General features: G+C 67.4%; 19 protein-coding genes. 5 read left to right on the top strand and 14 right to left on the bottom strand.

Annotation, left to right across the window (positions count from 1 at the left end):
• The first annotated feature begins 251 nt into the window (after positions 1–251).
• Positions 252–890 carry a YceH family protein gene (locus GH660_RS14210; RefSeq protein ID WP_153147332.1) on the top strand — a complete coding sequence of 213 codons (639 nt, stop codon included), beginning with the start codon at positions 252–254 and terminating at the stop codon, positions 888–890.
• A 15-nt stretch (positions 891–905) separates the two neighbouring features.
• Here the strand turns inward: GH660_RS14210 and GH660_RS14205 are convergent, their stop codons facing one another.
• From GH660_RS14205 to GH660_RS14165, 9 genes are all read right to left on the bottom strand, one after another.
• Entirely contained in the window at positions 906–2,072 is a 1,167-nt protein-coding gene (locus tag GH660_RS14205; RefSeq protein ID WP_153147331.1) for an MFS transporter, read from the bottom strand.
• 72 nt (positions 2,073–2,144) lie between these two features.
• Positions 2,145–3,389, bottom strand: a complete 1,245-nt coding sequence (locus GH660_RS14200; RefSeq protein ID WP_153147330.1) for a TolC family protein — start codon at positions 3,387–3,389, stop codon at positions 2,145–2,147.
• Complete coding sequence (locus GH660_RS14195; RefSeq protein WP_194266324.1) at positions 3,386–3,688, bottom strand: DUF3240 family protein; 303 nt, start codon at positions 3,686–3,688, stop codon at positions 3,386–3,388. Before GH660_RS14195 ends, GH660_RS14200 begins: the two co-directional genes overlap by 4 nt.
• Positions 3,681–6,767: an efflux RND transporter permease subunit gene (locus GH660_RS14190; RefSeq protein ID WP_153147328.1), complete on the bottom strand. Its 3,087-nt coding sequence runs from the start codon at positions 6,765–6,767 to the stop codon at positions 3,681–3,683. The genes GH660_RS14195 and GH660_RS14190 overlap by 8 nt, the downstream gene beginning before the upstream one ends.
• Positions 6,767–7,855, bottom strand: coding sequence for an efflux RND transporter periplasmic adaptor subunit (locus GH660_RS14185; protein ID WP_153147327.1), 1,089 nt, complete (start codon positions 7,853–7,855; stop codon positions 6,767–6,769). Before GH660_RS14185 ends, GH660_RS14190 begins: the two co-directional genes overlap by 1 nt.
• A 123-nt stretch (positions 7,856–7,978) precedes the next feature.
• On the bottom strand, positions 7,979–8,554 hold the full coding sequence (locus GH660_RS14180; RefSeq protein ID WP_153147326.1) for a GNAT family N-acetyltransferase: 576 nt from the start codon (positions 8,552–8,554) through the stop codon (positions 7,979–7,981).
• Between the two features lie 46 nt (positions 8,555–8,600).
• Positions 8,601–9,617, bottom strand: coding sequence for a class I SAM-dependent rRNA methyltransferase (locus GH660_RS14175; RefSeq protein ID WP_153147325.1), 1,017 nt, complete (start codon positions 9,615–9,617; stop codon positions 8,601–8,603).
• 30 nt (positions 9,618–9,647) lie between these two features.
• Entirely contained in the window at positions 9,648–9,875 is a 228-nt protein-coding gene (locus tag GH660_RS14170; RefSeq protein WP_153147324.1) for a hypothetical protein, read from the bottom strand.
• Positions 9,869–10,312 (bottom strand): rhodanese-like domain-containing protein, encoded by a 444-nt coding sequence (locus GH660_RS14165; RefSeq protein ID WP_194266323.1) that lies wholly within the window; start codon positions 10,310–10,312, stop codon positions 9,869–9,871. Before GH660_RS14165 ends, GH660_RS14170 begins: the two co-directional genes overlap by 7 nt.
• Before the next feature lie 94 nt (positions 10,313–10,406).
• On the opposite strand from GH660_RS14165, the gene GH660_RS14160 reads away from it, so the two are divergent.
• Together GH660_RS14160 and GH660_RS14155 are read left to right on the top strand one after the other, a co-directional pair.
• Positions 10,407–10,958, top strand: a complete 552-nt coding sequence (locus GH660_RS14160) for a YaeQ family protein (protein ID WP_153147323.1) — start codon at positions 10,407–10,409, stop codon at positions 10,956–10,958.
• Between the two features lie 54 nt (positions 10,959–11,012).
• On the top strand, positions 11,013–11,501 hold the full coding sequence (locus tag GH660_RS14155) for an OmpA family protein (protein ID WP_153147322.1): 489 nt from the start codon (positions 11,013–11,015) through the stop codon (positions 11,499–11,501).
• Between the two features lie 45 nt (positions 11,502–11,546).
• On the opposite strand, the gene GH660_RS14150 is transcribed toward GH660_RS14155, so the two are convergent.
• Positions 11,547–12,272 carry a zf-TFIIB domain-containing protein gene (locus tag GH660_RS14150; RefSeq protein WP_153147321.1) on the bottom strand — a complete coding sequence of 242 codons (726 nt, stop codon included), beginning with the start codon at positions 12,270–12,272 and terminating at the stop codon, positions 11,547–11,549.
• 194 nt (positions 12,273–12,466) lie between these two features.
• Here GH660_RS14150 and GH660_RS14145 point away from each other — a divergent pair, with 194 nt between their 5' ends.
• Positions 12,467–13,174 (top strand): class I SAM-dependent methyltransferase, encoded by a 708-nt coding sequence (locus GH660_RS14145; RefSeq protein WP_153147320.1) that lies wholly within the window; start codon positions 12,467–12,469, stop codon positions 13,172–13,174.
• A gap of 12 nt (positions 13,175–13,186) precedes the next feature.
• Here GH660_RS14145 and GH660_RS14140 read toward each other — a convergent pair whose 3' ends face one another.
• Both GH660_RS14140 and GH660_RS14135 read right to left on the bottom strand, forming a co-directional pair.
• The gene (locus GH660_RS14140) at positions 13,187–15,082 is read right to left on the bottom strand and encodes a U32 family peptidase (RefSeq protein ID WP_153147319.1); all 1,896 of its coding nucleotides are present in this window, start codon (positions 15,080–15,082) and stop codon (positions 13,187–13,189) included.
• 7 nt (positions 15,083–15,089) lie between these two features.
• On the bottom strand, positions 15,090–15,923 hold the full coding sequence (locus GH660_RS14135; RefSeq protein WP_153147318.1) for an SAM-dependent methyltransferase: 834 nt from the start codon (positions 15,921–15,923) through the stop codon (positions 15,090–15,092).
• A gap of 111 nt (positions 15,924–16,034) precedes the next feature.
• Here GH660_RS14135 and GH660_RS14130 point away from each other — a divergent pair, with 111 nt between their 5' ends.
• The gene (locus GH660_RS14130) at positions 16,035–16,313 is read left to right on the top strand and encodes a hypothetical protein (RefSeq protein WP_153147317.1); all 279 of its coding nucleotides are present in this window, start codon (positions 16,035–16,037) and stop codon (positions 16,311–16,313) included.
• Positions 16,314–16,408: 95 nt separating this feature from the next.
• On the opposite strand, the gene ettA is transcribed toward GH660_RS14130, so the two are convergent.
• Together ettA and GH660_RS14120 are read right to left on the bottom strand one after the other, a co-directional pair.
• Positions 16,409–18,073 carry an energy-dependent translational throttle protein EttA gene (ettA, locus tag GH660_RS14125; protein WP_153147316.1) on the bottom strand — a complete coding sequence of 555 codons (1,665 nt, stop codon included), beginning with the start codon at positions 18,071–18,073 and terminating at the stop codon, positions 16,409–16,411.
• 46 nt (positions 18,074–18,119) lie between these two features.
• Positions 18,120–18,650, bottom strand: coding sequence for an RcnB family protein (locus tag GH660_RS14120; RefSeq protein WP_153147315.1), 531 nt, complete (start codon positions 18,648–18,650; stop codon positions 18,120–18,122).
• Between the last annotated feature and the right edge of the window lie 169 nt (positions 18,651–18,819).

The following is an 18,819-nucleotide window of genomic DNA, read 5'->3' as shown; positions in this document are numbered from 1 at the left end:
ACACATGACGACCACTTTAAAGGTCGAGTTTGCAGCAAGCAGTCAGTAGTTACCGTGATTTCCACGATCGGCGAATGTCAGCTATCAGGCGCTGAATTCGAAGACGGATACGTCTGCTGTGGGTCGAACTGAGACAGTCATGGGTCATCTATTTGCGTAACATGGCTGCATTGCAGCAGGAATTCGCTTGTCGATCGCAAATAACCGATCGCAAAATTTCCCGAATCATCTCCGTTCCCGAAAGCCCCCGCATGCCTGAATTCCCTCCCATCCTCTCCCTCCTCGAAACCCGCGTCCTCGGCACACTGGTCGAGAAGCAGCGGACGGTGCCCGATACCTATCCACTCTCGCTCAACGCGCTGGCGGCCGGCTGCAACCAGAAGACCAGCCGCCATCCTGTCATGGAGGCGGCCGAGGCCGATATTCTGTTGGCCATCGACACGCTGAAGGATCTGGGACTGGTCTACGAGGTGAGCGGTAGCCGGGTCGCCCGCTTCGCGCACAACCTGGAGAAGGGGCTCGGCGTGCCGACCCAGGCCTCGGCGTTGTTGACGGTGCTGATGCTGCGCGGTCCGCAAACGGCGGGCGAGCTGCGCCTGAACTGCGAGCGCCTGCACAAGTTCGCCGACATTTCGGCGGTCGAGGCCTTTCTGGAGGAGCTCGCCGCCCGTCCGGACGGCGCGCTGGTGGTCGAGTTGCCGCGTTTGCCGGGGGCGCGCGAGAACCGCTGGTCGCACCTGTTGAGCGGGCAGCCGGCGAGCGAAGCGCCGGCGGGTGGTCGGGCGGCAGGTTCCGCCGGGGCGGAGATCGACGAACTCAGGTCGCGGGTCGCGGCGCTCGAAGCCGATGTCGCGGCATTGCGGGCAATGGTCGAGCGCTTGCGCGGCTGAACGCCGGCCCGGCGTTCAGGCCGGGCGCCGCCATAGGGGGTAGAGGCCGAGCAGGCCGAGCAGCGGGCCGGGCAGCAGCAGCCAGGCGATGCTGGCGCCCCAGTCGCCGATCCAGGCAGTGCCGAGCTGGATCGACAGCATGGTGATGGCGAAGCCGATCGAATTCTGGAAGGCGAGCGCGCTGCCGACGATTTCCGGCGCGCAGGCACGCGCGGAAAGCGCCGAGAAGTGCGGCGAGTCGGCGACGACGCTGGCACCCCAGACGAGCAGCAGGGCGAGCCGGACCCAGGCCGGCCAGCCGGCGGCGAGCGGAAAGACGGCGCAGCACAGCGCCGACAGGGCGAGCGCCGTGGCGGCCACCCGCGCGCTGCCGATGCGCTGGCTCCACCAGCCGCCGAACAGGCAGCCGAGGGCGCCGATGCCGATGATCGCGAAGGACAGCCCGGACAGCGTCGTGCTGCCCGGCATTGCCAGCCCGCTGAGCAGCACCAGCGCCGGGACCAGCGTCCAGAAGGCGTAGAGCTCCCACTGGTGGCCGAAGTAGCCGAGCGCCGAAGCGCGGAACTCGCGGACCGAGAAGGCGTAGAAGACGCGGCCCAGGCGCAGCGGCGGCGCGTCGTGCCGGCGCCTGAGGTGCGGGCCGTCGCCGAGGCGGAAGATCATCGCCGCGGCGAGCAGGGCGAGCGCCGACGACACGAGGATCGTCGCCTGCCACGACCAGCCGGCGCCGGCCAGGCGGATGCCGTGCGGCAGCGCGGTGCCCAGCGTCAGCATGCCGACCAGCTGGGCCAGCGCGGCGCCGGCGCGTTCCGGCACCCAGCTGACCACCAGCTTCATGCCCAGCGGGTACACCCCGGCGAGGCAGAAGCCGACGGCGAAGCGCAGGGGAATGCCGGCGGCCATGCCGGTCGCCAGGAGAGCGAAGGCGGCGTTGCCGAGGGCGCCGAGGACGGCGCAGACGGCGAAGATGCGGCTCGCGGCGTAGCGGTCGGCGAGGCCGGAAACGGCGAAGGTCAGGGTGCCGAGGATGAAGCCCAGTTGCACGGCGTTGGTCAGCGTGCCGATGTCGGCCGGCGCGATGCCCCAGGTGCGGACCAGGTCGTCGGCGGCGCTGTTCGCCGAGAACCATAGCGAGGTGCCGAATAGCTGTGCGAGGACGATGACCGGGACCGGGTTCTTCATGGCGGGGCGAACGGATGGATGGTCCGGCAGGATACCTCAGCCGCGCCGGCGCGCCGCATCCACGCCGCTTGGCTAGTCCAGATCCCAGATCTGGTGCGCGTCGAGCAGCAGGCGGTAGCGCAGTTCGAGTGCTTCGAGCTGACTCACGCGCGCGGTGAGCATGGCCTCGTTGGCCAGGCGGCGGGCATTCAGCAGTTCGCTGAGGCTGCCTTCGCCGAGCTGGTAGGCGCGGGCCGTCATCTCGGCGGCGCGCTGCAGGCGGTCGGCGGCGTTGCGGCTGGCCGTCCACGTCGCCCGGGCTTCGTTGGCCGAGTGGTAGAGCGCCGCGGCTTCGGCGCCGATTTTCTGCATCACCGCCGCTTCGCGGCTGGCGGCGACGTCGGCTTCGGCCAGCGCGGCGCTGGCCGTGGCCTGGCGGGCGCCGCCGGGCAGGGGAATGGCGACGTAGGCGCCAAGGACGTGTTCCTCGCCGCCGCGTTCGCGCGACACCTGGACGCCGAGCGTCGGGTCCGGCAGCTTGTCGCGCCCGGCGCGGCCGGCGAGCGCCTGCGCCTTGCGCACTTCGCCGCGGGCGACGGCGAGTTCGTGGCTGTGCTCCAGGATGGTCGCCAGCCATTCGTCCTCGCTGCCGACGATGACTGGCGGTTCGGCGATGCGTTCCGGTTCGTTCAGCGGCAGGCCGGGAAAGCGCCGGCGCAGGTCTTCGCCGGCGGTGGTCCGGCGCGCCCGGGCTTGGGCCAGCTGGGCCTCGGCCTGGGCCAGCGCGGCTTCGGCCTGCACGCTCTCAAGGCGGGCGGCGTCGCCTAGTTGCTGGCGGCGCTGGACGGCCCTGGTCTGCCGTTCGAGCAGGGCCAACTGCTCGCCCCATTGAGCCGCCGCCGCGTTTTCCTTCAGCCAGACGAACCAGTAGCGGAGCAGGCCGCGGCTCGCTTCGTGCAGCGCGTCGCCCTGGCCGGTCTCGGCGATGGCGACGCCGAGGGCGCCGATCTCGGCGTCGGCGGAGGATTTGCCGGGCAGACGCAGCGGGCGTTCGAGCTGGGCGTTCCACTCGTTGTAGCGTTCGTCGGGCGCGCCGGACGGCGTGACGCGGCGCTGGTGAGCGCCGAGGCGCAGGTTCCATTCGTAGGGACCGGCTTCGAGCCGGCTGCGGTTGGCTTCCTCGACCCGCACCTGGCCGGCGGCCGCCTGCACCGACAGGTTGGCGCGCAGCACGCGGGCGACGGCCTCGGTCGGTGGCAGGTTGGGTGTCGGTTCGGCGGCGCTGGCGCCGCAACTGCCGATTGCTGCGGTCAACAGCAAAAAATGGCCGATTTTCATAGCCGCCCCATCTCGATCACCGGCACCAGCCAGTAGAAGACGTTGGCCTGCGGCAGCTCGGCCTTGATCAGCGCCAGCACGGCGCGCATGGCGTCTTCCGGCCCGACGGTGCGGATCTGGGTGCGCGGCGCGTGGCCGCAGACCAGCTCGCCGGGTTCGACCAGCGGCACGACCGAGCCGTGGCCTTCGGCCTGGCTGGCGGTGAAGCCGCGCACCAGGTCGGGCCGCGACAGCAGCAGGTCCTCGACGTCCTGGGCGACGTCGTTGGGGATGGTCAGTGAAAGCAGGACATCAGCCATGGCTTTCCTCATTGAAACGGACAGTGGATTTGACCCCGAAGCGGCGGAACAGGATGGGCAGCAGGACGAGGGTCAGCGCGGTCGACGTCAGCAGGCCGCCGATGACGACGATCGCCAGCGGACGTTGCACTTCCGAGCCGGGACCGCTGGCGAAGAGCATCGGCACGAGCCCGAAGGCGGCGATGCTGGCGGTCATCAGCACCGGCCGCAGGCGGCGTTTGGCGCCTTCGACGACGACCTCGCCGACCGCCATGCCGCGCGCCAGCAGCTGGTTGAAGTAGGTGACCATGACGACACCGTTGAGCACGGCGATGCCGAGCAGGGCGATGAAGCCGACCGAGGCCGGCACCGACAGGTATTCGCCGGCGACGAGCAGGCCGAAGACGCCGCCGATCATCGCGAACGGGATGTTGGAGAGGACCAGCAGCGCCTGGCGCACCGAACCGAAGGTCGAGAAGAGCAGGAAGAAGATCAGCGCCAGCGCCACCGGCACCACCACCATCAGGCGCGCCGCCGCCCGCTGCTGGTTCTCGAACTGGCCGCCCCAGGCCAGGCGGTAGCCGGCCGGCAGCTTGACGTCGCGGGCGACGGCGGCCTTGGCGTCGTCGACGAAGCCGACCAGGTCGCGGTCGCGGACATTCGATTGCACCACCACGTAGCGCTCGGCATTCTCGCGGTCGACCTTGACCGGGCCGTCGATGCGCTCGATCTTCGCGACGGCGGCGAGCGGCACGCTGCCGCCGTCCGCCAGGCCGAGGCGCAGCGCCGCGAAGTCGGCGGGCGACGAGCGCAGGCTTTCCGGCCCGCGCAGGACGACCGGCACGCGCCGCCCGCGGTCGATGACGATGCCGACGTTGCGCCCTTCGAGCAGGGATTTCAGTTCGTTCTGGATATCGTCGACATTGAGGCCGAAGCGGCCCGCCGCCAGGCGGTCGACGGCGATCTTCAGGTACTGCACGCCGTCGTTCTTCAGCGTGAAGGTGTCTTCGGCGCCGCGCACGGTTTTGACCGTATTTTCGATGTCGACCGCAACCCGGTTCAGCGTCGCCAGGTCGGGGCCGAAAATCTTGATCGCCAGTTCGCCGCGCACGCCGGTCAGCATTTCCGAAACGCGCATGTCGATCGGCTGGGTGAACGAGAAGCCGATGCCGGGGAAATCCGCCATCACCGCGCGCAGCCGGTCGGCCAGCCAGGCCGGGTCGGCGTTGCGCCAGGTGGCGCGCGGCTGCAGCACCATGAAGGTGTCGGTCTGGTTGAGTCCCATCGGGTCGAGGCCGAGTTCGTCGGCGCCGGCGCGGGCGACGATGGCTTTCACTTCCGGCACATTTTCGAGAATGGCCTTTTGCACGCGGCCGTCGATGGCGATGGTCTGGTCGAGGCCGATCGACGGCAGCTTTTCCAGCTGCATGATGATGTCGCCTTCGTCCATGGTCGGCATGAAGCTCTTGCCGAGCAGCAGGAAGGCGCCGGCCGCGGCGGCCAGCGCGAGCAGCGCGCCGATCATGTAAGTCCGGCTGTGGCTCAGGGCCGAAGTCAGCACGCGGTCGTATACGGCGGCCAGCTTTTTCACCAGCCATGGTTCATGGTGGGCTCCGCGCTTGAGCAGGTACGAGGCGAGCACCGGCACCACGGTCAGCGACAGCAGAAGCGACGACGCCAGCGCGAAGACGATGGTCAGCGCGACCGGCCCGAACATCTTGCCTTCCAGCCCCTGCAGGGTGAGCAGCGGCAGGAAGACGATCATGATGATGACGATGCCCGAGGTCACCGGCGCCGCGACTTCGCGGGTGGCGCGGAAGATCAGGTGCAGGGTCGGCAGGTTGTCGGGCGCCTCGGCGAGCTGACTTTCGACGTTTTCGACGACGACCACCGCCGCGTCGACCAGCATGCCGATGGCGATGGCGAGGCCGCCGAGGCTCATCAGGTTGGCCGAGAGGCCATAGAGCCGCATCAGGATGAAGGTGGCGAGCGCCGACAGCGGCAGCATCAGCGCGACGACCAGCGCCGCGCGCAGATTGCCGAGGAAGGCGAGAAGCAGCAGGACGACCAGCACGATGGCTTCGAGCAGCGCCTTGGCGACGGTGCCGACGGCGCGCCCGACCAGGTTGCTGCGGTCGTAGAAAGGTTCGATGCTGACACCCGGCGGCAGCGTCGGCGCGATCTCGGCCAGCCGCGCCTTGACGCCGGCCACGACGTTCTGCGCGTTGGCGCCGCGCAGGCCGAGGACCAGCCCCTGCACCGCCTCGCCCTGGCCGTTGCGGGTCACCGCGCCGTAGCGGGTGAGGGCGCCAAAACGGACCTCGGCGACATCGCCGACGCGCACCACCTTGCCATCCTTCGCCTGCAAAACGATGGCTTTCACATCGTCGACCGCGCGGATCGCCCCTTCGGCGCGCACCAGCAGCGCTTCCTCGCCATCGGCGAGGCGGCCGGCGCCGTCGTTGCGGTTGTTGGCCTCGAGTACCGCCTGCAGGTCCTTCAGCGCCAGGCCGCGGGCGGCCAGCAGTTGCGGCTGCGGCACGACCTCGAAAGTGCGCACCTCGCCGCCCAGGCTGTTGACGTCGGCGACGCCGGCAATGGTGCGCAGCTGCGGGCGGATCACCCAGTCGAGCAGGGCGCGCTTCTCGGCCAGCGGCAGGTCGCCCTCGATGGTGAACATGAACATCTCGCCGAGCGGCGTCGTGATCGGCGCCATGCCGCCGCTCACGCCGGGCGGCAGGTTGCCCATGGCGGCGGCCAGGCGTTCGCCGACCTGCTGGCGCGCCCAGTAGATGTCGGTGCCGTCGGCGAAGTCGATGGTGATGTCGGTCAGCGCGTATTTCGACACCGAACGCAGCAGGCGCTGGTGCGGGATGCCGAGCATTTCCTGCTCGACCGGCACGGCGATGCGCGTCTCGACTTCCTCCGGCGTCATGCCGGGCGCCTTGAGGATGATTTTGACCTGCGTCGTCGACACGTCGGGGAAGGCGTCGATCGGCAGCCCGCGGAACGCCTGCACGCCGGCGCCGACCAGCATGACGGCAAGCACCAGCACCAGCAGGCGCTGGGTCAGCGAAAAACGGACGAGAGCGGCCAGCATCACTCGCGACCGATGCCGGCCAGCATCGCCTTGAGCCCGGAAACACCGCGCACGGCAACCCGTTCGCCGGCCTGCACGCCGTCGATCAGCACGCTGTCGCCGCCCTGGCCGACGATGCGCACCGGCCGGGCGGCGAAGCGCACGTCGGCATCGTCGCCGGCGGCCTGGACGAAGACCCAGGTCTTGCCGTCGTGGCGCGCCAGGGCGGCGGCCGGCAGCCGCTGGTGCCCGGCGGGCGGGGTGGCGATCTCCGCCTCGACCACCTGGCCGGCATGCAGCGCGTCGGCGCCCTTATCGACCTCGGCGCGCAGCAGGACCGTCTGGCTCGCCGGGTCGACCGTGCGGCCGATGGCGATCAGCTTGCCGCCGATGTCGCGCCCGGCGACCCGGATCGCCATGCCTTCGCGGAGACCGGCGGCGACGTCGAGCGGCACCTGGATTTCCAGCCACAGCGGCGACAATCTGGCGATGCGGTAGATCATCGCCGACGCCTCGACGCGCTGGCCGAGCTGGCCGCCCTGTTCGAGCACGACGCCGTCGATCGGTGCGGTCAACGCCAGCGCAGGGCCCAATTTGCCCGGCGCGATACCGGCCAGCGCCAGGCCTTGCTGGCGTTCGCTGGCCTGGGTGGCGGCCTGGGTAGCGGCGGCGCGCGTCGCCTGCAGGCGCGATTCGGCGATCAGGCCTTCGGCGAACAGTTGCTGGTCGCGCTTCAGGCTTTGCTGCAGCAGCGCCGACTGGCTGCCGGCCTGCAGCGCCTCGCGCTGCAGTTCCAGCGCCTGCGGGCTGGCCAGGCGGGCCAGCACCTGGCCTTTTTTGACCGAAGCGCCGGGGGAGACGGCGAGCATTTCGAGCATCCCGCCGACCGGCGCGGCGACGACGCGCATCTGTTCGTTGGGTACCAGCACGCGGGCCGGATAGACGCCCTGGCGTTCCGTGTCGGCCTGGCCGACGACCGCCGTCTCGATCCCCAGCGCCCGGATCTGGGCGGCCTGCAGGCGGAGGGGCTCGCCGGCGCCGGCGGCACCGGCGGACAAGGCGACCAGAAACGCGGCAAGACGGGTAAGGCGGAAGGCAACTCGGGGCATGGCGCGACTCGCGAAGGGGCAGGCGCCGAGTCTATTTCGCCCAGATTAACGCTTCCTTAACGGGGGGCGGCCCGGGGCGTGGTCCCGGTAAGCGACAGTCGCGCCGGTTGCCGGGAATACGCCCTACGGATTCCTGCCGAATTTCAGCAGCTTGCGGAACAGCCGTGGCCAGATGGCGGGCGTCGGCCGGGGCAGGTCGCGGCTGACGATCCTGACGCCTGCGTCCTCGTTGCTGGTGTCGACCATGAAGCCGTGGGCGCGCGCAAGCTTGAGCATGGCGCGGTTGTCGGCGAGGACGTAGCCGTCCATCTGGTGCAGGCCGCGCCGCGCCGCCTCGCGGATCAGGGTGCGCAGGATCCGGTGGCCAAGGCCCTGGCCCTGCCAGGGGTCGCCGATCAGGACCGAGAACTCGCAGCGCCGGCCGTCGGCGCAATGGACGAAGCGGCCGCCGGCGATCGGGATTTCGCGGCCCCTGTCGGGGCGGACGACGACCACGGCGAACTCGCTGGCGAGGTCGAAATCGGTCAGCCGGCGCACCGTCTCGTCGGAAAACTCCCTGACCGCGGAAAAGAAGCGGTTGCGCCTGGTTTCGCTGGAAAGCCTGCCGAGCGACTCCTTGACCAGCGGCGCATCGCTCTTCAGCATCGGCCGCAGGGTCAGCCGGGTGCCATCGGCGCTTCGCCAGTGCTGAGGCTTCATGTCTGGTCCCGGTGGCGACGGTCCGCTGGGTTGGGCCGCGTTCGCCTCATACTCGCAGCAACGCGATCTTCAGCGGCGCCTGCCCGTCGTGGCTGGGGAAATCGCCCTCCGGCGCGATCCATTCCAGGTCGCGGATGCTGTGCCCGACCTTCCTGGCGCAGCGTTCGAGCTGATCACTCCAGGTTTCGCGCGAAATCTGCGCCGCGTTGTTGCAGCAGATCAGCGTGCCGCCCTCGGCCGTGCACAGTAGCGCCGGCTTCATCAGCGCCGCGTAGTCGTTGACGATGTCGACGACGCCGAACGGGCTCTTGGCGTAGCGTGGCGGATCGAGGAATACGAGGTCGAAGGTCCGCGGCTCCAGCTTGGGGAAGGCCGGCATCTTCCGGCCGCGCACGACCTGCGGCTGGCCGATGCCGGCCAGCTGGCGCATGGCGGCGAAGGCGTCGCTGTGCACGAAGCGCGGGCGGATCGGCAGGTCGTTGAGGCGGGCGTTCTCGCGGCCGATCTTGAGGCTCGACTCGGCGAAATCGACATTGACGACGTGCGCGGCGCCGGCCCTGGCGGCGGCGATGCCGACGCCGCAGGTGTAGGCGAACAGGTTGAGCAGCGACTTGCCGGCGACTTCCTGCATCACGCGCCGGCGGCCGGCGCGCAGGTCGAGGAAGAGCCACGGGTCCTGCCCGGCATGGCGGGCCTGGACCAGGTAGCGGACGCCCATTTCATGGAATTCGCGCGGCTGCTGCGCCGCGGCCAGCACCTCGGGCGGCAGCGGGTTGGTGACGCGCGAATTGGCGCCGCTGCGGTCGTTGTAGATGGCGGTCAGGCCGGGCACGGCGTCGGCGTAGAAGCGCTCGATGGCGACGCGGTCGTGGCCGTCGAGCGCCTCATGGAAGGTCTGCAGCAGCAGGAGGTCGCCGTAACGGTCGACATTCAGGCCGGGGCGGCCTTCCGAGCTGCCGTTGAACAGGCGGTAGGCGTTGGTGTCCTCGGCGTGGAGGGTATGCAGGAGTTCCCGGCGGGCGGCGAAGGCGTCGGCGAGCAGGGTGGTGAGCGAAGCGGGCATGGGCTGCCTGGGAGGCGGAAAATGGCGATTTTACCGCAGGGTGTCGTCGGCGGCCGGCTGCAGCGGCGGCCAGAGGCGCCAGTGCCCGCAGGCGGAACGAGCGCGGCGCTCGGAACCGTCCCAGCCGCCGCCGCTGCAGAGGCCGGTTGCAAGCTCGGATTCGATGGCCACCGTGTCGGCCGTCGCGCCGGGTTGCCGCTCGCCCTGCCAGCGTTCGCAGCTGGCGCAGCGTTTGCGGTCGACGGCCTGGTTCAGCAAGTTTTCGCGGCGCGACAGGCGGCGATGCTCGACGTCGCCGGGACGACCGCCCCGTTGTCCTTCAACCAGCCCTTTATGCCGCTCTTGACGTTATAGACCCTGGCGTAGCCGGCCTGCTGCGAGAGGAACTGGCTGACCGGCTTGGTGCGATTGCCGGAGCGGCAGATGACGACGACGGGGTCGCCCGGTTTGGCGAGCGGCTTGACCTTCTCCAGCCAGGCGGCGGGGTCGGCCTTGCCGCGCTCGTCGAAGAAGGTGAGCAGCTTGCTGCCGGAGAGGATGCCGGTTTCCTCCCATTCCGGCAGGGTGCGGATGTCGATCACGGTGACGCCGTCCTTCATCAGCCGGGCGAGTTCGGCGTTGTCGATGTCGATGACCTCGGCGCGGGCGGTCAGCGCGGCGAGGGCGAGGCAACAGGAAAGGATGGCGTGGCGCATGGCGGTCTCCTGAATCAGTATTTGCTGATTATAGCGGGCATGCTTTATTGGAGCCCTTTCCGGGATAATCGGTTCTTTTTTTCCGGATGGCCCGATGGCGCTGAAATCCACCGTTTTCAAGGCCGAAGTGCAGGTGGCCGATCTCGACCGCCAGCATTTCGGCGACCACGCGCTGACCCTGGCGCGCCACCCGTCGGAAACCGACGAGCGGATGATGATCCGCCTGCTGGCCTTCATCCTGTACGCCTCGCCGACCCTGGCCTTCGGGCGCGGATTGTCGACCGGGGACGAGGCCGATCTCTGGGACATCGACGCCACCGGCAGCATCGAGCGCTGGATCGACGTCGGCCTGCCCGACGAAAAGGCCGTGCGCCGTGCCTGTGGCCGGGCGCGGGAGGTCGTCGTGCTGAGCTACGGCGGCCGCGGCGCCGACATCTGGTGGCAGCAGAACGGCGGCAAGCTGGCGGCGCTGAAGAACCTGCGCGTGCTGGCCCTGACGGCGGCCGACGGGCAGGCGCTGGCCGGCCTCGCCGTACGCAGCATGCGTCTGCAGTGCACGGTGCAGGACGGCGTGATCTGGCTGGGCGACGACCGCCAGCATCTTGAACTGGCGCCGAGGATTCTGTTCGCCGCCGATTCGGCTTAGAATGCCGGCTGGATTTAACCGGCTTCGGCCCGATTTTCATTTCGAGAGGTGGGTATGGCGGCAAATGACGATGACGAATCAACAGCGGTAATCGCCGGGGTACTGGCCGGCATCGCGCTGGCGGTGGTGGCGGTGGTCTATGGTGGCAGCTCCGCCAAGGCAGTCAAGCCGGCGGCGCCGGTCGCTGCGGTGCAGGCCGCCGGGGAAGCGGAGATCGCGCCGGTCGGCGAAGCGCTGGTCAAGGTCTTTTTCGCGGTCGATTCCGCGACGCTGGCCGTGGTCGACAGCGAGGGCGTGGTGGTCAAGACGATCGAAGTCCTCAAGCTCCAGCCCCAGGCCATCGTGCTGCTCTCCGGCTTCCACGATCCTTCGGGCGATGCGGCGCACAACGCCGCCCTGGCCAAGGCGCGCGCCGAAGCGGTGCGCGACGCGCTGGTCGCCGCTGGCGTCGCGGGCGACCGCATCAAGCTGCGCAAGCCGGAAACGACCGTCGGCAGTGGCAGCCCGGAAGAAGGGCGGCGCGTCGAGGTGCGCGTGCAGTAGGCGCGCTTTCGACCGGCACCAGGGCGAGCCACGGCTCGCCCTTTTTCATTTGAGCGGGCGGATCAGGTTCCAGACCAGTTCGGCGCCGGCCGCGACCAGGTCGATGACGTCATTGATGCCGGCGTTTTCCGGCTCCGCCTTCTGGCGTTTCAGCCGCGATTTCTCGCGCTCGCGCATGACGATGGCGTCGCCGAGCAGCTCGACGTCGCGTGTCGTGCGCTTCACTTCGGCCTGCTGGTAACGCGCCAGCGCCTGCTCGACGGCGCTCGGGTCGAGGATGGTGATCGGCGCCCGGCAATGGCTGCAGGCGTGATCCCGGCGGATATCGACGGCGGCGCCGCAGCCGTTGCAGCGGACGGTGCCGACCTTGGCCGCCAGTTCGCCGATCTCGGCGGCGCTCAGCTGACGGACGAAACCCTTTTCGATCATGAACTGGGCGAAGGTGGTGAAGCGCCCGTGCTGCTGCAGGCAGCGGTGGTAATTGAACTGGCCGCCGTGGCGGGCGACGTCCAGCCCGTGCAGCAGCCGGTCGGCGCAGCGCGGGCAGTGCAGCGGTTCGCGTAGCGGCTGGCGCAGGTCGTCGCGGTGGGCGTGGAGCAGCTTGAACAGCTCGATGATGCCGCCCGGCGTGATCTGCGCGCTTTCGAAATGGTCGAACCAGATGCCCTGGCAAGCAAAGCAGAGATCGAGGATGATTTCGCCGTGATGCAGGCGCTCGAAGCGGTGCTTGCTCATCGGTTGGCGGCAGGAGGGACAGGCGGTGGGTTTCATCTTGCGGCAGGGGGTCGGCTGGCCAGCGGACTATAGCGCATTGGCATGGCGGCGGGTATGCTGGCAGCGCTGGCGCGGGGAAATCCCGCCTGTCGCGGTCGACTGCAAAAAACAGGCGAAAATGGGCCATGCGCGGGCGAGGTGTGCATCAGCTTCCGTTAATATGCGGTTTTTTCATCCATTGCTGACTGCCCATGAAAATCGCCGATCCCGACCAGACGACGCTGGTCAACGAAGTCAGGCTGATGCTCGAGGAACTGCCGCTGGACCGGGCACGCGTGCTCGAACTGGGCTGCGGCCGCGCCGAGAAGACCCGCACCCTCGCCGAATCCGGCCGCGTCGCCGAAATTGTCGCCCTGGAGGTGGACGAGATCCAGCACCAGCGCAATCTCGCCATCACCGACCTGCCGAACGTGCGCTTCTGCCGGGGCGGCGCCGAGGCCATTCCGGTGGACGACGCCAGCGTCGATGTCGTGCTCATGTTCAAGTCGCTGCATCACGTGCCGGTGGCGTCGATGGACCGCGCGCTGGCTGAAATCGCCCGCGTGCTCAGGCCGGGCGGCCTGGCGTGGATTTCCGAACCGGTCTACGCCGGGGAACTGAACGGGATCATGTGCCTGTTCCATGACGAAAAGGTGGTCCGCGAGGCGGCATTCGCGGCGTTGCGCCGCGCCGTCGACGACGGCCGGCTCACCCTGGTGCGGCAGTATTTCTTCGACACCCGCAGTTTTTTCGAGAATTTCGAGCAGTTCGACCAGCGCATGATCCGCGTCACGCATTCCAACCATGCGCTGTCGCCCGAGTTGTACGCGCAGGTGCAGGCGAAGTTCGCCTCGTTTCTCGGCCCGGAAGGCGCCACCTTCCTCAACCCGCAGCGCGTGGACCTGCTGCGGAAAGCCTGAGGAAGCCGCCGTTCAACCGGAAGCGGGGCGGATGGCGCCGACGTTGAGCCTGACGCCCTTTTTCATCTTGCCGACGACGTGCATCTCGCAGGCCTTGCAGTCGAACTTGAGGATCAGCCTCTCGCTGCCGTTGATCAGCGTCATCGGGTCGGGCTTGAGGTGCTTCACTTCCTTCGGGCACAGGTTGAAGCTGTAGCGCAGGCAGTGGCGGGTGATCATCAGCGACACCATGCCCTTTTCGTTGCCGGCTTCGTAGGCATCCTCGATCAGCTTGACGCCGTGCTTTTCGTAGAAGGCGCGGGCCTTGGCGTTGAAGACGTTGCCGAGGTAGGTGAGCTCTTCCTGCGGGTAGGGCACGGGGTTTTCGGCCGGCGCGGCGCGCGGCGGATGCGGGTGGCTGGCGACGCGGGCGGCTTCGAGCGCCGCGGCGGCCTCGCGGCGCAGGGCGTTGATGGCGCCGACGGGCAGAAACCACGGTTGCGACAGTTGCAGTTCGACCGGCTCGGCCTGGAACATGGTGTTGCCGAACTTGCCGAGGTTTTCCCTGAGCTTCGCCAGCGCCGTTTCCGGGTTCTGGGCGATCTCGTGGCCGATATTTGCGGTTTTCGGCAGGTCGACCGCAACCGTCACGCCATCTTCGTCAGTCAGCGTCAGGCGGAAGCCGGCGGCGGTTTCGGCGAATAGCGGCTTGACCGCAACCCGGCGTGCGGCCGATTCCTTCTCCAGCGCCCGTTCGAATTCCTGGTCGCGGTTGCGGAACAGGGTGGCGCCTTCGGTGAGGTCTTCCGGCATTTCGGCGGGGAAGAGTCGGTTGCCCTCGACGCGGTTGATGCGCATGCCGGCGACTTCGCCGTGCGCGTCGTGGAAGCAGACGCCGTCGCCGTTGTGGAAGGTCTGGTCGGTGTCGACGACGAGCCAGCCGTCCCCGATTTCGGCTACCTCGCCGATCAGTTCGCCGACGAAGGCCGGCGAATCGAAGGCGCCGATGTCGTCCTGGCGGTCGTTGGCGAAGTAGTCGGTGTAGCCGCGGTTGAAGGTCTTGTCCGGCTGCGGCGCGAAGGTGAAGGTCGAGCGGCCGCTGGAGGCGCGGGCGTATTGCGGGTGGGCGGCGATGATTTCGTCGAGCAGCGTCCGGTAGTGGGCGGTGATGTTCTTGACGTAGGAGAGATCCTTCAGGCGGCCCTCGATCTTGAACGAAGAGACGCCGGTCTCGATCAGCGCCAGCAGGTTCTCGCTCTGGTTGTTGTCCTTCATCGACAGCAGGTGCTGGTTCTCGGTGATTGTTTTGCCCTTGTCATCGACCAGCGTGTAGGGCAGGCGGCAAGCCTGCGAACATTCGCCGCGGTTGGCGCTGCGCCCGGTGTGGGCGTGGCTGATGTAGCACTGTCCCGAATAAGCGACACAAAGCGCCCCGTGCACAAAATACTCAAGCGCAACAGTCGTTTGCGATGCAATATTGAGAATTTCCTTCAGGCTGCATTCGCGCGCCAGGACGATCTGCGAGAAGCCGGCGTCCTCCAGGAATTTCGCCTTGGCCGCGTTGCGGATGTCGGTCTGCGTGCTGGCGTGCAGCTGGATTGGCGGCAGCTCGAGTTCCAGCAGGCCCATGTCCTGGACGATCAGCGCGTCGGCGCCGGCATCGTAGAGTTGCCAGGCCAGTTGCCTGCTTTCTTCCAGTTCGTCGTCGCGCAGGATGGTGTTCAGCGCGACGAAAACCTTGGCGCGGTAGCGATGGGCAAAAGCGCACAGGCGTCGGATTTCGGCGACATCGTTGCCGGCGCCGTAGCGGGCACCGAAGGCCGGACCGCCGATATAGACGGCGTCGGCGCCGTGCTTGATGGCTTCGATGCCGAAATCGGCGTTCTTGGCCGGGGCGAGGAGTTCGAGCGGGTGCTGGATGCGGGTCATGGGGAACTTAGTAGGTGAAGCGCGGCGCGAGTTCCTCGATATTGAACTCGCGCAGGATGGCTTCGGCGCGCTCGCGGGCGATCTGTTGCGGTCGACTGCCTTTTTTGCCCGTTTTTGAAGCGATGATCAGCTCGTTCTTCATCGAATGCTCCCAGCCGACCAGTTCGGTGACGGTGACGTCGTAGCCGTGCGCTTCGAGCAGCAGGCAGCGCAGCACGTTGGTCAGGTGGCTGCCGAGTTCGCGGGTGTGGATCGGGTGTCGCCAGAGTTCGGAGAGCGGCGTCTTGCCCAGGGAATCGGCTTTCCGGGCGCGCATCGCGGCAGCGACTTCAGCCTGGCAGCAGGGCACGAGAACGATGTGCCGGGCGTTTTTGGTCAGCGCGAAGCGGATGGCGTCATCAGTGGCGGTGTTGCAGGCGTGTAGCGCGGTGACGACATCGACGCGGGCGGGCAGTTCGGGCGAGGCCAGTGAATCCTCGACCGTGCAGGCGAGGAAGCGCATGCGCTGAAAGCCCAGCCGGGCGGCCAGTTCGCGGGATTTCTCGACCAGTTCCGGGCGGCTTTCGATGCCGATGATCTCGCCGCTGGCACGCTCCTTGATACAGAGATCGTAGAGGATGAAGCCGAGATACGACTTGCCGGCCCCGTGGTCGACCAGCGTTTCGGCGCCATCCAGCAGCGGCTCGATGAACTGGTAGAGGTGATAGACCTGTTTCAGCTTGCGCCGCGTGTCCTGGTTGAGCTTGCCGTCGCGGGTCAGGATGTGCAGTTCCTTGAGCAGTTCGATGGACTGCCCGGGGCGGATTTCCGGGATCGCGGCTGGCGGGTTCGGTTTTTTCATGGGACCGGATTATCGCATTTCACGGCCCGCAACTTTCGTGTCAACCGAATCCATCGAGCGTCGTTATTAGGCTCATGGTGATCAATCACCGCACTTCATACGGAGAGACAAATGGGTAGTCTGAGCAACGAATCCTTCGAAGTTTTCCTGGATTCCCTTAAGAAAGCCGGTATCACGATTTCCAATGAAGCCGAACTGCGCGAGCGGCTGGCTGAAGCGCAACGCTGGCGTTATGCCTTCCAGACCCTGGCCGCCAATGGCAAGACCATCGGGATCTGCTTCGAGGACCACTCCGCGGGCGACAACGAAGCCGAGATCGATCGCGCCTTCAACGAATTCCAGTTTTCCGAAAAAAGCCGGGCTGTCTTTTCCGCCAGCCTGAAACACTGACCGAGTGCTGCGCCTCGCATCGGCGGGGTGCAAAACAGAAACGGGCGCCGCAACGGCGCCCGTTTTGCCCTGTTCTGCCGCGTTGACCGCAACCGTCAGCGCGTGATCGGCTTGTAGCGGATGCGCTTCGGCTTGGCGCCTTCCTCGCCGAGGCGACGCTTCTTGTCTTCCTCGTATTCCTGGAAGTTGCCGGTGAAGAAGGTCCACTGCGACTCCCCTTCGGCGGCCAGGATGTGCGTGCAGATGCGGTCGAGGAACCAGCGGTCGTGCGAGATGACCAGCGCACAGCCGGGGAATTCGAGCAGTGCATCCTCCAGCGCGCGCAGCGTTTCGACGTCTAGGTCGTTGGACGGCTCGTCGAGCAGCAGCACATTGCCGCCGGCCATCAGAGTCTTGGCCAAGTGTAGCCGGCCGCGCTCGCCGCCGGAGAGATTGCCGACCTGCTTGCCCTGGTCGGCGCCCTTGAAGTTGAAGCGGCCGATGTAGGCGCGCGACGGCATCTCGAACTTGCCGATCTGCAGGATGTCGCTGCCCTGCGCCAGTTCCTCGAACACCGTCTTGTTGCCGTCGAGACAGTCGCGCGACTGGTCGACGTAGGCGATCTTCACCGTCGGGCCGATGACGACCGCGCCGGCATCCGGCTGCTGCTGGCCGGTGATCATCTTGAACAGGGTCGATTTGCCTGCGCCGTTGGGGCCGATGATGCCGACGATGGCGCCGGGCGGAATGGCGAAGCTCAGGTTGTCCATCAGCAGCTTGTCGCCGAAGGACTTGCTGACGCCGTCGAACTCGATGACCTTGTCGCCGAGGCGCTCGCCGACCGGAATGAAGATTTCCTGCGTCTCGTTGCGCTTCTGGTACTCGAAGCTGGACATTTCCTCGAAGCGCGACAGGCGAGCCTTGGATTTTGCCTGGCGCGCCTTGGGGTTGGAACGTACCCATTCCAGTTCCTGCTTCATCGCCTTCATGTGGGCGTCGACCTGCTTCGACTCGGTCTCCAGGCGCGCCTCCTTCTGCTCCAGCCAGCTCGAATAGTTGCCCTTCCATGGAATGCCGTGGCCGCGGTCGAGTTCGAGAATCCACTCGGCGGCGTTGTCGAGGAAGTAGCGGTCGTGGGTGACGGCGACGACGGTGCCGGGGAAGCGGACGAGGAACTGCTCCAGCCATTCGACCGATTCGGCGTCGAGGTGGTTGGTCGGCTCGTCGAGCAGCAGCATGTCGGGCCGCGCGAGCAGCAGCTTGCACAGCGCGACGCGGCGCTTTTCGCCGCCCGAAAGGTTGCCGATCTTCGCTTCCCAGGGCGGCAGGCGCAGGGCGTCGGCGGCGAGTTCCATCTGGCTTTCGGTGTCGGCACCGGCGGTGGCGATGATCGCCTCCAGCCGCGCCTGTTCCTCGGCCAGCTTGTCGAAATCGGCCTCGGGGTCGGCGTAAGCGGCATAGACCTCGTCCAGCTTGGCCTGCGCCTGCATGACTTCGCCGAGCGCCGATTCGACTTCCTCCCGGACCGTCTTTTCCGGGTCGAGCTGCGGTTCCTGCGGCAAATAGCCGATCGAGACGCCGGCCAGGTGCTGGACCTCGCCGTCGTATTCCTTGTCCACGCCGGCCATGATCTTCAACACGGTCGACTTGCCGGAACCGTTGAGACCGAGCAGGCCGATCTTGGCGCCGGGGAAGAAGGAGAGGGAAATATCCTTGATGATCTGCCGCTTGGGCGGCACGATCTTGCTCACGCGGAGCATGGACATGACGTATTGAGCCATCGGGTTAGCCTGTAGTGGTGGGTTGCGCGGTGGTGGATCGGGGAAATCAGTAGCCGACGTCGATCATCGCGTCGACGACGATGCCGGAACCGATGGAGAGCAGGAGGATGTCGGAACCGACACGGACGTAGCGATGCCCGCGCGGCGGGGGCGGCATCCGGTAAATCAGGTCCGGGGGCAGCTCGTAGTAGGCGATTCCGGCAGGCAGCGGGCGGCCCTTGTGCCATTTTTTGGCATGGCCGGGCGGCCGGCAGCCGTTCCCCTTCTTGGCAAGCCCGGGCGGGCAGTGGCCGGCGCGGAACTCCGGTGCATAGTATTCATTGACGATGCGGCGGTCGTTGTTGCCGAAATAAATCTGGATCGACACGTCGTCGCGGCGGTCGTCGTAGCGTCGCCGGTCATCGTAATGGCGTCGGTCATCGTAATGGCGTCGGTCGTCGTAGTGGCGATCGTCGTCGCGGTCTTCGTGCTTGTGGCCGTGCTTGCCACCCTTATCGGCCAATGCGCCGGTGCTGGCCAGCAGGGCGCTAAGGCCCAGCACGACAAGGCGTGCGGTGATCGAGTTGCGAGTCTTCATGGAGGTTTGCCGAGATTGCCGAGGCTGGCAGTCTACGAGGCTTCGTCCCGCTTGACCAGCCTTGGCGTGGGCGCGCGAAGACGCCCGGGAACGAGAAAAAGCCCCGGCGTTGGTGCAGCCGGGGCTAAGGGAGATTTTCGTCGGGCAATGTCTTGGCCGCTGCCCTGGG

It is taken from the genome of Dechloromonas sp. H13 (genome assembly GCF_009469615.1).
Classification (GTDB): domain Bacteria; phylum Pseudomonadota; class Gammaproteobacteria; order Burkholderiales; family Rhodocyclaceae; genus Azonexus.
The sequence above is the reverse complement of the archived record's forward strand: the minus strand, read 5'-3'. Positions and strand labels throughout refer to the sequence as shown.